The organism is Caldisalinibacter kiritimatiensis, from assembly GCF_000387765.1.
Classification (GTDB): Bacteria; Bacillota; Clostridia; order Tissierellales; family Caldisalinibacteraceae; genus Caldisalinibacter; species Caldisalinibacter kiritimatiensis.
In genome coordinates, this window is sequence record NZ_ARZA01000235.1 from 1 (window position 1) to 13,386 (window position 13,386).

Genomic DNA, 13,386 nt, shown 5'->3' on the forward strand with positions numbered 1-13,386 from the left:
ATTTACATTATATACGCAAGTTCTAGCGTGAATTATATTATTTTTACTCATGCATATAGTTATTATTTTAAAAAATAGCGATTCATCTCCCTATTGAAATAGGGAGGATTCTCGCTTAATTATCCTAAAAGCTACTTTAGATGCTAGGTGCTTGGTACTAGGTACAGAAGTACAAATCAATTAAGTGTATTTTTACATTTTAATATAAAACGGGGAGAATTCTTTCTTTAGAATACTCCCCGTTTCTAGTCTTATATTAATATACCTGCTATAGTAGCTGTCATGAATGCTGCTAAAGAACCACCTATTAAAGCTCTGATTCCAAGTTTAGCTAAGTCAGAACGTCTTTCTGGAGCTAATGCACCTATACCTCCAACTTGGATTCCTATTGAACTGAAGTTAGCAAAACCACAAAGAGCATAAGTTAAAATAACAACAGTTCTTGGACTTAATGAATTAGAGTTTATTAGTTCACTTAAGTTTGCATAAGCAAAGAATTCGTTTATAACTATTTTTTGTCCTAAAAGATTACCTGCTGCAATTGCATCATGCATTGGTACCCCCATAATATATGCTAATGGAGCAAATAATCTACCTAATATCCATTCAAGACTTAAATAGTCCATACCAAATAATCCTCCAACCCATCCAATAATGGCATTGAATAAAGCCACTAATGCTATGAAGGATAAAAGCATAGCACCAACGTTTAAAGCTAATTGTAAACCTTCACTTGTTCCCCTAGCAGCAGCATCAATAACATTTGCATCAATCTCATCCATCTCAACTTCTACGTTATTTTTAGTAACAGGAGTTTCAGTTTCTGGTACCATTATTTTAGAAATAACCAAACTAGCTGGTGCTGACATGATACTAGCAGCAATTAAGTGTCCAGCATCTACACCCATTGACACATATCCTGCCATAACTCCACCTGCAACTGTAGCCATACCACCTGTCATAACTGTTAATAACTCTGATTTTGTCATTGTTTTAATAAACGGCTTAATTACTAGAGGTGCTTCAGTTTGTCCAACAAATATGTTAGCTGTTGCTGATAAGGTTTCTGCTCCACTTGTTCCTAAGTACTTAGCTAAGAACTTTGCTATAAAAGTTATGATTTTATCCATAATACCTATATGATATAAAATTGCCATTAATGCAGAGAAGAAAACAATTGTAGGTAAAACCTGTATTGCAAAAATGTAACCAAAGCTTTCTGTATTAAGAAGGTCACCAACTAAGAAGCTTGTCCCCTCTTTAGTAAAATCTAATAGCTTAGTAACTAAGTCGTTTAAGTAACTAAAAGCTATTTGACCTGGTTTCCACTTTAAAATTAGTAGAGCAAAAACTATCTGCATTCCTACACCTGTACCAACTAATTTCCAGTTAATAGCCTTCTTGTTGTCAGATATTAAATAAGCAATACCTATCATGATTATTAATCCTACTAAACTAATTAAATTTTCCATTTGTTTTTCTCCTTTCTTTTCTTTAGTGTTTTTAATTTATGGTTTTCTTTGAAAACGTTTGTAATATTAGTAAAATAATTGAATTTATATGAAGAATAGGGTAGTTTTTAAAGCTACCCTATTCAATTTAATAAAAGTTAAAATGTTTTTATTCCATCCTTTGTAACTATTCCTTTTATTAGCTTGTTCTTTTTTACTTCTTCACTAACTATTTCATAAGCACTTAAAATCATCTCTTCAGCTGTCTTTTGTTTTTCTTCTGAATTAGCATGTATAGTAGCAATTGCTTCTCCCTCTTTTACATAGTCTCCTATTTTCTTATGAAGAACAATTCCAACTGATAAATCTATTTCACTTTCTTTAGTTTCACGACCTGCACCAAGAACTAATGCTGCCTTTCCTATATCATCAGCCTTTATAGACTTAATATATCCTTCTTTAGCTGCTATCACAGGTTGTTCAATTGATGCTTTTGGAAGTAAGGATGGATTATCTACATATGATGGGTCTCCACCTTGAGCTTCTACTAACTCTCTTAATTTAGCTAATCCTTTACCTGAGCTTATAATATCCTCTAATATTTTTCTTGCTTCTTCAACTGACTCTGCCTGTCCACCTAATACTAACATGTGTGAGCCAAGGGTTAAGCATAGCTCAGTTAAGTCCACTGGCCCTTCACCTTTTAATGTATCTATAGCTTCCTTTACCTCTAAAGCATTCCCTACTGCAAAACCTAGTGGTTGGTCCATATCTGTTACTACAGCAACAGTATTTCTACCTACGTTATTTCCTATGTCAACCATCTCTTTTGCCAATTCAAAGGAAGCCTCTTCTTCTTTCATAAAAGCTCCACTACCTGTTTTTACATCCAATACTATAGCATCTGCCCCTGCTGCTATCTTTTTACTCATAATACTACTAGCGATAAGAGAAATATTATCTACAGTAGCAGTAACATCACGAAGGGCATAAAGTTTTTTATCAGCTGGAGCTAAATCTGCTGTTTGCCCTCCTATTGCAATCTTTTTGTCATTTACATTGTTTACAAACTGCTCTCTTGTCATTTCTACAGAGAAACCTTTAAAGGACTCTAATTTATCTATAGTACCTCCAGTGTGACCTAACCCTCTACCTGACATTTTAGCAACAGGCACTCCTGCAGCTGCAACTATAGGTCCTAGGATTAGTGTAGTAGTATCACCAACACCACCTGTACTATGCTTATCTACTTTTACTCCCTTTATATCTGATAAATCTATTGTTACTCCACTGTTTACCATTGCCTTTGTCAAATCAGCAGTTTCTCTTTTGTTCATCTTTTGAAAATAAATTGCCATCATTAATGCTGAAACTTGATAGTCTGGTATATTTCCCTTTGTATATTCTTCTATAAAATAATTTATTTCTTCAGTAGTAAGTTCCCCACCATTTCTCTTTTTCATAATTATGTCGTACATTCTCATAGTCATCACCTCAAACAATATTATTTTAAGTCTTCAGGACCAAAGCTATGTGGAAGCAGCTCACTTAACTTATATTCTCTATATTCTTCTTCTGATTTTGCCACAATAACTATTGCATCCTTACCGAATTCTCTAATCACCTGTCTACAAACTCCACATGGATATGTCCACTCTGAATCACCTGTTACTGCTATAGCTACTATTTCTCTTTCTCCATCGGATACAGCTTTAGCAATAGCCGTTCTTTCTGCACATATAGTAGGTGTATATGATGCGTTTTCTATATTGCAGCCTGTATAGATTTTTCCACTCTTCGTAATCAAAGCAGCTCCCACTTTAAATCCTGAATAAGGAGTATATGCCTTTTCCTTGGCCTCTAATGCCTTCCTAATAAGTAAATTTTTATCCATATCTGGCCTCCTATTTTTTAATAATATTTAAGAAGCTCTCTCCATTCTTTATAGGCTCAACATCAAATATGTCTGCTACTGTTTGACCTATATCCGAAAAAGTCTTTCTTGTCTTAAGGTCAACATTATTTTTTAGCTCTTTACCATATGCTATAAAAGGTACATATTCTCTTGTGTGGTCTGTTCCTTCAGTAGTAGGGTCACATCCATGGTCTGCAGTAATGATTAATACATCTGTATCCCTCATTGCATCAAGTATCTCTGGAAGTCTTGCATCAAATTCTTCTAATCCTTTTCCATATGCTTTATAGTTATTTCTATGTCCCCACTTCATATCGAAGTCAACTAAGTTTGTAAAAATAAGTCCTTTTTTATCTTCTTTCATATATTCTAATGTCTTATCTACTCCGTCCATGTTATCCTTTGTGTGTACTGCTTCTGTAATTCCCTTTCCTGAAAATATATCTTCAATTTTACCTACTGCCATAACATTAAGTCCTTTATTCTTAAGATTATCTAATAATGTATCATGGGGTGGTACTAATGAAAAATCTCTTCTATTTGCAGTTCTTGTAAAGTTTCCAGGTTCACCTACAAATGGTCTTGCTATAACTCTGGCAACAGCATGGTCTCCAACTAGTATATTACGTGCTATTTCACATATTTTATATAATTCTTCTACTGGTACAACTTCTTCATGGGCAGCTATTTGAAATACGCTATCAGCCGATGTATACACTATTAAATTACCTGTCTTAATATGTTCCTCTCCTAATTCTTCAATTATAACTGTACCTGAAGCTGGTTTATTTCCTATAACCTTTCTTCCCGTTTCCTTTTCAAACTTTTCAATTATATCCTTTGGAAAACCCTCTGGATATGTTGGAAATGGCTTTTCTGAATAAACACCAACCATTTCCCAGTGTCCTGTTGTTGTATCCTTACCATTTGACATTTCTGCAAATCTTCCGTAGCATCCTAATGGGTTTTCTACCTTATTAACACCTTTCATTCCTTCTATATTTCCTAGTCCAAGCTTCTCTAAATTTGGTATGTTAAGTCCTCCTAGAGCCTTTGATACATTACCTATAGTGTTTGCTCCAACGTCACCATACTTATCTGCATCTGGCATTTCCCCCATACCAACACTGTCTAACACAATCCATATTACTCTATCAATCATAATATACCTCCTTTGTATTTATTAATAATCAGAGCTTGAATTTTTAATTCCCTCAACTATTGCTATTGAAGAACTAGCACCTATTCTGTTTGCTCCTGCATTAATTACTTTTTCTGCAAACTCCTTTGTTCTTACTCCTCCTGATGCTTTTACTCCCATTTCTGGTCCTACCGTTTCTCTCATAAGCTTTATGTCCTCAACTGTTGCTCCACCTGTTGAAAATCCTGTAGAAGTCTTAACAAAATCCGCTCCTACTTCTTTTGAAAGCTCACAAGCCTTAATTTTTTCTTCTTCTGTTAGTAAGCAAGTTTCTATTATAACCTTTACTAATGCTTTATTCTTTGCAGATTCTACTACTGCTTTGATATCTTCTTTTACTACATCGTATTTTTTATCCTTTAATGCACCTATATTTATTACCATATCTACTTCGTTAGCTCCATTTTCTATTGCCTGTTTTGTTTCAAAGGCCTTTACCTCTTTTGTTGTAGCTCCTAATGGAAATCCTACAACTACACATGTCTTAACATCAGTTCCTTTAAGCTCCTTGCTTACTAATGGAACATAGTATGAATTTACACATACTGATGCAAATTTGTATTTTTTAGCTTCTTCACAAACCTTTCTTATTTGCTCCTCTGTTGCCTCAGGCTTTAATAATGTATGGTCTATGTATTTTTCCAGCTTCATTCTTATCATCTCCTTTTTTATGGATTAGTATTAAATGTATATTTAACTTAAGATGAAACAAATTTGTCCTAGAAATAAAAATTAATTAATACCTTATAGTAATTTGGATTAGAAAATCAAAGTGCATTTAATTATTTCCGTATATGTAACCGGTTACACATGCAGCAAAAACTTATACAGGGTCATTCAATAAACTTTTCAGACCCCTTTAATACCAATTGAGGTAATAGCTTTATCGTCTTTATCTCTGTTTCTGTGGTTTTTCCACTTTGTAAAATATCTATAAGCATGTTCATAGCAGTTTTACCCATTTCAATAGTAGGTCCATTAATAAAACTTATGTTCATTCCTATTATATTTAAAACTTCTACTTTGTCAAAGCCTATAATTGCCATATCCTTAGGTATTTGTATATTCTCTTCGTCAAAAGCCTTTATACATCCTAAAACCATCATATTACTACTTACAAAGATAGCTGTAGGTCGATCCTTCATTTTTAAAATCTCTTTTGTTATTTTATAGGCTTTTTCATGGGTATAATCACCATAAAAAATATACTCTTCTCTTATAGGTATATTATGCATTTTTAAAGCCTTTTTATATCCTGCTAACCTCTCTTTAGCAGGCCTTGAATCCATTCTACCTGTAATTATTGCAATTTTTTCATGTCCTTCATCGATTAAAGTTTTTACTGCATCATAAGCACCCTTTATATGGTCAATAAAAACCCCATTAAAGTTAGAGTATTTAACGTGTCCATCTATTAATACTACTGGTATGCCTAAGTTCTCTATTGTCCATAAATATTCACTATTATAATCACTATCTGTTGATGTAGGGGTTATCAGTATACCTTGTATTCTCTGTTCTTTTAGTAATTTTAGTGCTTTGAGTTCCTTATCTACATCTTCGTCTGTATTACATAATATCAAGTTTAAATTATGTTCATCTGCAACTTGATTTACGCCCTTTATTATTTCACCAAAGAAAGGGTTATTTATTTCAGGAACCACAACTCCAATTGTATTTGTTTTCTTTTTAGATAAACTTCTAGCAATAGCGCTAGGAGTATAGTTTAACTCTTTTATAGCCTTTAATACCTTTTTTCTTGTTTCATCCTTTACGTATCCAGAGTCGTTTAAAACCCTTGATACAGTAGCCCTTGATACTCCTGCTGCTTTTGCAATGTCATCTATTGTAACTGCCACAGTATTCACCTCTAATTGTGTAAGCGTTTACATTTGTGCTTAAAAATCAGCTAAGGCTCAATTTAACTAAATGGCCTAGATTTATTAAAACTCTTACTTCTTTTATTACAAACCTCTAGTAATATTATACAATAAAATAGTATGATTATAAACATGTTACCGTTTTCACATCGATTATACACTATTCTAATTAATCTTTCAACATCTTTTTATAATTTTCGACATTTCCTTTTTATTCCATTGCTGTTGATTTGCTAGAGTTCTCTCTTTGTTGCTCATGTTGTAGCAGCCATTTTTTTCGCCATAATCCACCTTCGTATCCAATTAATTTACCACTACTTCCTATCACCCTATGACAAGGAATGATTATAGCTATTTTATTCTTATTATTAGCATTACCTACAGCACGACTGGCATTTTTATTACCTATATTCACTGCAACTTCTTTATATGTTAATGTTTTTCCATATGAAATATTCATTAACTCTTTCCATACTCTTTTTTGAAAATCAGTGCCATTAAGCTCAATTGGAATATCAAATTTTTTTCTCTTTCCAGTGAAATATTCTTTTAACTGCTGTTTAGTCTTTTCTAGTACTGAATCTAACTTTTCTTCAAGTACTTTTTCCTTTGCAAAATCTAAACTTACTAGCTTGCCATCCTTTGATTGAAGCTCTATAAGTCCTAAAGGTGAATCAAAATATCCTATATTTCTATCTAAAATATCTGTACTATCATAATTAAGTAATCCTCTCGAAGTTATTTCCCACAAATATAACGAAGCTACTGTGTTATATGGTGAAAATTTTTCTTTTATCTTTTCAAATTCATCTTTAGTCGGTTCCTTTTTCATATTAAAAAGCCATTTTATCCCCTTTCTTATCCCTAAATCCTTATAGCTTAATACGTTTCTTCTATTTAATGAAAAGAGTAAAAACATTTCAGCTGTCCAAATTCCTATTCCTTTAATTTTTACTAATTTATCAATAATTTGTTCATCACTTAATTTATCAATATTTTCTATATCAAGTTCATTGTTAATAATTGCTCTACAAATATTTTTTATATACTCAATTTTAGTTTTTGAAAGTCCACATTTCCTAAGGGTATCAAATTCAGTATTTATTACCTTTTCAGGTGTTATATTATCATATAAACTTAGAAACCTATTCCATATAGCATTTGCAGCATTATAGGCTAATTGTTGAAATACTATACTATTGATTAATGCTAAAAATGGGTCCTCTATATAATATCTTTCTATGTCTCCAACATACTCTATTAGCTTTCTCATATTTTTGTCACAGCTTTTTAAATGCTCCAATTCCCTTTTTGTAATCTCTATTTTCTTATACATTTGTTCACCCCATTACTATTCACTTCATTTTATCCTATTATATCATTTTTCATTATTCTAGAGATTATCTAAGTATAGTCTCTCTATAAATTTACTAAGGTTAATATACAGGACATATTTTTTGATATATCAGCCTTATTGTCCATATATATCCATGTGTATTGATGTGTTAAAAATATATCTATTTTACTCTGTATTTTTCTCTTGTTCTTTCATATATTATGGTATATAATTATTTCAGATTCCTAACTTTACGTAAAGGAGGTGGGGCAGGACTACTAAGAAAGTATAGGACTTTTATTTAATTAAAAATTAAATCAAATGGGGTGAACAAGATAAAAATATTATTTATTGATAATAATATAGACATCTTAGCTTTTAAAGCTCAAATGTGGGACCTTCTTTGTATGTGTGATAAAGACTTTTATCCAACTTTATCTTCAAGAGAAAATAGTACTAATGGTCCTGTAAAATATTTTGAAGGGCTATTTATAGAAAATGCTAAGTATGTTCTTGCATTTATGGAAGAGCAACTTGTTGGATTTTCAATTTTCTTTCATGATTATTATGAAGAATTGATAGCCCAATATACTCCATGTAACTATGTAAAAGTTGCATGTGTTCATCCATCTTATCGTGGGTTAGGAATCGCAACTATGCTTAATAACTTTATTGAAAATCAGCTGCCTACTGATTTAGTCCTGCCATATATAGTGAGAAGAACTTGGAGCTCCAATATACCTCAATTAAAGGTTCTAGAGAAATTTGGATATAAACTTATCCATAAGTTTGATAATGATAGAGGAGATAATATTAGTACAGTTTACTTTGCAAAATTTATAGAAAATAGTATAAACTTAAATATAGGATAAAAAAACGAGTCAAGGGGATTCCTTTGACTCGTTTTTTTATATGGTTAAATCTTCCTCAAAACTGTAAAATCTATGTAAATACAATAAAATCTTTATTAAGTTTATTGGCTTATTTTAAGGGCATAAGTATAATAAAGATGTAATATATTTTAGTAATTGGGATAATTAAGTTCATTTTTATAAAGGAGAGATATGAATATGACAATAGAGGAAAAATATAGTAAAATAAAAGAACTTCAGAAAAAAATTGATATAGAGCATGAAAAAGGGAACTACTGCGATAACAATGTTATTGATATGATTGTTGAATGTGCTAATTTAATTGCTGAACTAGAAAATAGCTGGGCATGTTAAGAATAATATTTATATAGTGTCAAAAGTTTAGAATAAATTTTAACTTTCCAAATATTGAAAATCTTTTATATCTACAGTATACTTATATTAAGTAGCCTATTAACTCTGTCAAACATGCTAGCCGGCATTTATTTGAGTTAGTAGGCTTTTTTCATTTGGTGCTCTTGTATATAACAAAGTCTTCACCTAGTTCCCTTAATGACATGTTTTTCTCTTTTCTTAACCTTCTTATTTTTTCACCTATTATTAATAACTCCATGTTCATCTCTCCGTTCAATTTGTGTTTATATTATTTGATTTACTGTTAACTTTATTGTAATTCAGTTTCTAATATTTGTAAATAGTGTTTATATAGTACATTTGTACCATTGTTTTTGTATAGTGTTATTATATGCATAGTCTACAGATTAATGGAGAACTATAAAACAAAATACTTTGATAGGTCTAGAAATACAAGATAAATTAACTAATGAAAAGAATGAAGATTATCAGCTGTTTTTAAGTTACCAACCTTAATCATTTCTCTTAAAACTTCTCTTGGTAATGTTGACATAGAAAAACTCCTTTCTGGTTTTGATTTCTAATGTTAATTATTGCCAGAAAGGAGTTTTGTTTTTTACTTAAGCACAGATTTTTTACACTACCTTCTAAAATTAAAAATTGGCTAAACTATCTCATATTTATATATACAAGGGTAAATAGTATTAAAATAACCAAATTTGTAACGATTTTCATCAACTTTTTATTTTGCGATAATAGTTCAGTAAAAATTCCAAATATAGAAGTAACCATTACTGCTATAAGCATATAAACTAAATTCTCTTGATTAATAAGAGTCATAACTCCTGTAATCATCAATACCACATATAATATATATCTTATTAGACTTACATAATTACTATCATCTTTGTTCATTTTTATTCATTCCAATCCCCTTGCTGTATACCACTTTTCTCAACTTCTGAAATTAATTCTCCATCATAAGTTACATATGTTTTAGTATATACTTCATATTCATAATTTGTTTCATCTGTCCATCTGAACCAGTTCTCCCCTGTATACACAGCGTCATCTTCTAAGTCCGAAACAGATAACCAAACAGTTGCTCCAGCTATCTGAAAGAAGGCTCCTGTTGCTGAAACTCCCCATCCAATTAGAGGAACCTTTTTAGCAAAAAATCCAATACCACTTGATAGTGTACCTAATGCCATAAGAGTATTAGCATCATGTTTAATATCATCTACAGATTTTGTATAAGTAGCTATGCATTCAAACGGATTAGAAGAACTTGTAGATTGTATCATTGTAAATTCTTCTTTTGGCATTTCAGAATCTTTGCCATTCTTCTTTGCAACTATATACTGGTATTTTTCATTTATTAATTTTTTCATTATAGTTTTTTCTTCCTCAGAAATATTACTTTTTTCCACATTTTCTAATGCATTTTTATATTTTATATAGTCACTATCTCCTTTCTCACTAATAGCAAATGATGGTACAGTAATAACAAATATCATCATAGTAACTAAAAACATTGAAATTAATCTTTTTATTTTATTTCCCCCTTATAACTTTACGTAGTGTCAAAAGTTTAGAGTAATTTTTAACACCCAAATATTGAAAATCTTTTATATCTACAGTATACTTATATTAAGTAGCCTATTAACTCTGTCAAACATGCTAGCCGGCATTTATTTGAGTTAGTAGGCTTTTTTCATTTGGTGCTCTTGGATATAACATAATCTCACCCTTCATAAATTAAGAGTGAATTTTATACTTTTTTGGAACATTTTCTGAGTTAATCTAATCTTTATTAGGTGAAGGTTGCTTATACATTAAAGTTTGTACAATGGCTACTACATAAGCAGATATCTTAACCCTTAATGTATACTTATTAACTTATGTTTATATTATTTTATTTACTGTTAACTTTATCGTAACTTACTTTCTGTTATTTGTAAATAATGTTTATATAGTACATTTGTACCATTTATTATTATAAGCAATACTAACACCAGTAAAACAACATAATTCCTGATTCTATTTTATCAGAAGCTAAGTGTTATTAGAAACACTTCAATTACCAGCAAAGATATATAGGATCGTTGGAACCGTAACCTGGATGTATAACCAATGATACAGTATATCAACCACATTCTAAAAACATTAATCGCTATGACTCCATCCTTTATATTTAACAAAAGCGCAACGCTGATGCAAATACTTCCCAATAATATTCCAAATTTAAGTATATCACCAATGCGAAACAATATATCTTTAAATTTTGTACGTCTAGAAAAATACATTTTACCATCTATAGATATTCCCTTACCTGCAATAATATCGTGTAAATCACCTATAAAATAAAAAAGGAAAGTAATAATTAAAGCCAAGTAAAGCCCTAAGCTCAAAAGATTAAAATATAAATTTCCGTCTTCTATCAATAATATTTTCAGAACCAAACTGATTACAGAAATCACAAACAACATAAAAACGAAAGCTATAGATTTTTTTATGGGAACACCAAGTAAAATATTTTGCTTTTTTTCAATCATTTCTGATTTCCTTTCACCAACTTCGCTAGAAGCATTTTCGAATATGATATATATATTGTTCTGGTATATCATTTTACCATTTCCAGTTTTTATTTTTTCAATCTCTTCATCTATCTCTTCATCTAAATGCTTGCGAAAAATAGCATATGACTTTGGCACTTCAGTTTTTGCATAACAAAATTTTAGTATATTTAAAAATTTTCCCATTGCGCCACAAAGACTATATCCTTCTGTCGTCTGCTTCTCTATAAATCCAGCCAATGCAGCATTCTCATAAAACTGATAATTATTATAAACTATTTTATTTTTATAGTTCTTCTTCTTAATCATCATTTTTATCCAATCTCCCCCCCTATTCTTCCAATAAAAAAACGATAGTATCAAGTAATGTACGTGAAAACCTTGAAAATCTCAACAGATTTATCTGCTTGAAGTCATTCCTCAGGTAAGCCATCGGTTTATCTACTCCTTTGTGGTTTTCTAGACAATTACCTTATTAAGAGTTACCGATGACTTTACCTTTTTATTATATACTTTGGTTCACTTTATTTTACTCTATCTAAAAATCTTGCATCTTCATTAATACAATCAGCACTTTTAATAAACTATAAAGTGTTCATAGCTGATTTCTTTACGATACGTTCCTGTACATTCTTTATTCGCATAAAATTTATTAATATATTTGTAATCACTGGCTCCAGCTATGTAAGTTATATATGCACAACCCAAATACTCAGTTTCAGGATTTACTTCAACAAGAACATTATAAACGCCTCGAGCTACGGTTGCCAACGATACTGCTATTCCTAAATAAGGGTGAAGTAAGCCGATAACCGCTGATAAGGCAGTAATTGTAAGCTCGTCTAGAGCCTTTCCTAGATCAATATTCTGTTTTCCCGAACTCAAATAATCGTCATAATCAGAAGGCGTTAAACTACCATATGGAGAAAGAGACTTCTCACTTTTCCAAACTGTTCCGTTTGCCATAACAGCTATATTCGTATCCATCTGATCTACTTGAGATAGTTGAACTTTATATCCATCAAGTATAATACTACCGTCCTTCATAAAAGAAATCACATTACTTTTTTTTCCATCACTAGCAACAATAGTTATACTTTCATTATCACTGCTTTCTATAATTACTTTTTCATCAACATTCTTATAGTTTAAGATATATTCGTTACCCCTTGCCTTCATATTAACTCTTTTAATGATTGATGTATCTATGTGATAATTATTTAATATAGCAATTTCCGACTCAATTTGAAAAGCCTCTTTTGGGGTGAGCATCTTATTTGCCAATATAGAAGATTTCATTGCATAAGATACCTGTGAGCTATAAGTAGTAGCTGCAAAAACCCCAGTTGTCGAGAACGTGAGAACGGTAAAGACCAATAAAATGCTAACAATTTTTTTCATAATCTAACCCCCATTTTGTATTAGCAATACCAAAAATTCAGAGTAACTTTGATGCCTTAATTTTAAAAACCTTTTATATTCACAGTATACTTAAGTTAAGTAACATATTAGTTAGTAGACTTTTTTCATTTGGTGCTCTTGGATATAACATATTTTCACCCCTTTCTTATATCTAAATAAACATAATACTTACTAAACTTTTATCCCCTCAACCCTCCATCAACCTTATTTTTTCACCTATTGTTAATAACTCCATGTTCATCTCTCCGTTCAATTTGTGTTTATATTATTTGATTTACCGTTAACTTTATTGTAATTCAGTTTCTAATATTTGTAAATAGTGTTTATATAGTACATTTGTACCATTGTTTTTGTATAGTGTTATTATATGCATAGTCTA

At 30.9% G+C, this 13,386-nt stretch carries 14 protein-coding genes; 2 read left to right on the plus strand and 12 right to left on the minus strand.

The window, feature by feature from the left end:
* Positions 1 to 251 precede the first annotated feature (251 nt).
* From L21TH_RS10410 to L21TH_RS15115, 7 genes are all read right to left on the minus strand, one after another.
* Positions 252 to 1,472, minus strand: a complete 1,221-nt coding sequence (locus tag L21TH_RS10410; RefSeq protein ID WP_006315628.1) for a NupC/NupG family nucleoside CNT transporter — start codon at positions 1,470 to 1,472, stop codon at positions 252 to 254.
* A gap of 137 nt (positions 1,473 to 1,609) precedes the next feature.
* Positions 1,610 to 2,935, minus strand: a complete 1,326-nt coding sequence (locus tag L21TH_RS10415; protein ID WP_006315629.1) for a pyrimidine-nucleoside phosphorylase — start codon at positions 2,933 to 2,935, stop codon at positions 1,610 to 1,612.
* Positions 2,936 to 2,955: 20 nt separating this feature from the next.
* Positions 2,956 to 3,345 (minus strand): cytidine deaminase, encoded by a 390-nt coding sequence (locus L21TH_RS10420; RefSeq protein ID WP_006315630.1) that lies wholly within the window; start codon positions 3,343 to 3,345, stop codon positions 2,956 to 2,958.
* Positions 3,346 to 3,355: 10 nt separating this feature from the next.
* On the minus strand, positions 3,356 to 4,528 hold the full coding sequence (locus tag L21TH_RS10425; RefSeq protein WP_006315631.1) for a phosphopentomutase: 1,173 nt from the start codon (positions 4,526 to 4,528) through the stop codon (positions 3,356 to 3,358).
* Between the two features lie 21 nt (positions 4,529 to 4,549).
* Positions 4,550 to 5,218, minus strand: coding sequence for a deoxyribose-phosphate aldolase (deoC, locus tag L21TH_RS10430; protein ID WP_006315632.1), 669 nt, complete (start codon positions 5,216 to 5,218; stop codon positions 4,550 to 4,552).
* 182 nt (positions 5,219 to 5,400) lie between these two features.
* The gene (locus L21TH_RS10435) at positions 5,401 to 6,426 is read right to left on the minus strand and encodes a LacI family DNA-binding transcriptional regulator (RefSeq protein ID WP_006315633.1); all 1,026 of its coding nucleotides are present in this window, start codon (positions 6,424 to 6,426) and stop codon (positions 5,401 to 5,403) included.
* A 232-nt stretch (positions 6,427 to 6,658) separates the two neighbouring features.
* The gene (locus L21TH_RS15115) at positions 6,659 to 7,783 is read right to left on the minus strand and encodes a methylated-DNA--[protein]-cysteine S-methyltransferase (RefSeq protein WP_006315634.1); all 1,125 of its coding nucleotides are present in this window, start codon (positions 7,781 to 7,783) and stop codon (positions 6,659 to 6,661) included.
* A 326-nt stretch (positions 7,784 to 8,109) separates the two neighbouring features.
* On the opposite strand from L21TH_RS15115, the gene L21TH_RS10450 reads away from it, so the two are divergent.
* Entirely contained in the window at positions 8,110 to 8,655 is a 546-nt protein-coding gene (locus L21TH_RS10450) for a GNAT family N-acetyltransferase (RefSeq protein ID WP_081627963.1), read from the plus strand.
* Between the two features lie 198 nt (positions 8,656 to 8,853).
* Positions 8,854 to 9,009, plus strand: coding sequence for a hypothetical protein (locus L21TH_RS14350; RefSeq protein ID WP_006315636.1), 156 nt, complete (start codon positions 8,854 to 8,856; stop codon positions 9,007 to 9,009).
* 151 nt (positions 9,010 to 9,160) lie between these two features.
* Here L21TH_RS14350 and L21TH_RS14105 read toward each other — a convergent pair whose 3' ends face one another.
* The 5 genes from L21TH_RS14105 to L21TH_RS10470 form a co-directional block, all read right to left on the minus strand.
* Entirely contained in the window at positions 9,161 to 9,268 is a 108-nt protein-coding gene (locus tag L21TH_RS14105) for an XRE family transcriptional regulator (RefSeq protein ID WP_155848366.1), read from the minus strand.
* A 410-nt stretch (positions 9,269 to 9,678) separates the two neighbouring features.
* Positions 9,679 to 9,924, minus strand: coding sequence for a hypothetical protein (locus L21TH_RS10455; protein WP_034429904.1), 246 nt, complete (start codon positions 9,922 to 9,924; stop codon positions 9,679 to 9,681).
* 2 nt (positions 9,925 to 9,926) lie between these two features.
* Positions 9,927 to 10,529 (minus strand): hypothetical protein, encoded by a 603-nt coding sequence (locus L21TH_RS10460; protein WP_162138494.1) that lies wholly within the window; start codon positions 10,527 to 10,529, stop codon positions 9,927 to 9,929.
* A gap of 528 nt (positions 10,530 to 11,057) precedes the next feature.
* The gene (locus L21TH_RS10465; RefSeq protein ID WP_006315640.1) at positions 11,058 to 11,897 is read right to left on the minus strand and encodes a hypothetical protein; all 840 of its coding nucleotides are present in this window, start codon (positions 11,895 to 11,897) and stop codon (positions 11,058 to 11,060) included.
* 264 nt (positions 11,898 to 12,161) lie between these two features.
* Positions 12,162 to 12,986: a hypothetical protein gene (locus L21TH_RS10470; protein ID WP_006315641.1), complete on the minus strand. Its 825-nt coding sequence runs from the start codon at positions 12,984 to 12,986 to the stop codon at positions 12,162 to 12,164.
* Positions 12,987 to 13,386: the final 400 nt, after the last annotated feature.

Bases quoted from the DNA above. Each gene is read 5' to 3' on its own strand.
- L21TH_RS10410 (WP_006315628.1), bottom strand. From the start codon at position 1,472: ATGGAAAATTTAATTAGTTTAGTAGGATTAATAATCATGATAGGTATT.
- L21TH_RS10415 (WP_006315629.1), bottom strand. From the start codon at position 2,935: ATGAGAATGTACGACATAATTATGAAAAAGAGAAATGGTGGGGAACTT.
- L21TH_RS10420 (WP_006315630.1), bottom strand. From the start codon at position 3,345: ATGGATAAAAATTTACTTATTAGGAAGGCATTAGAGGCCAAGGAAAAG.
- L21TH_RS10425 (WP_006315631.1), bottom strand. From the start codon at position 4,528: ATGATTGATAGAGTAATATGGATTGTGTTAGACAGTGTTGGTATGGGG.
- deoC (WP_006315632.1), bottom strand. From the start codon at position 5,218: ATGAAGCTGGAAAAATACATAGACCATACATTATTAAAGCCTGAGGCA.
- L21TH_RS15115 (WP_006315634.1), bottom strand. From the start codon at position 7,783: ATGTATAAGAAAATAGAGATTACAAAAAGGGAATTGGAGCATTTAAAA.
- L21TH_RS14350 (WP_006315636.1), top strand. From the start codon at position 8,854: ATGACAATAGAGGAAAAATATAGTAAAATAAAAGAACTTCAGAAAAAA.
- L21TH_RS14105 (WP_155848366.1), bottom strand. From the start codon at position 9,268: ATGGAGTTATTAATAATAGGTGAAAAAATAAGAAGGTTAAGAAAAGAG.
- L21TH_RS10455 (WP_034429904.1), bottom strand. From the start codon at position 9,924: ATGAACAAAGATGATAGTAATTATGTAAGTCTAATAAGATATATATTA.
- L21TH_RS10460 (WP_162138494.1), bottom strand. From the start codon at position 10,529: ATGATGATATTTGTTATTACTGTACCATCATTTGCTATTAGTGAGAAA.
- L21TH_RS10465 (WP_006315640.1), bottom strand. From the start codon at position 11,897: ATGATGATTAAGAAGAAGAACTATAAAAATAAAATAGTTTATAATAAT.
- L21TH_RS10470 (WP_006315641.1), bottom strand. From the start codon at position 12,986: ATGAAAAAAATTGTTAGCATTTTATTGGTCTTTACCGTTCTCACGTTC.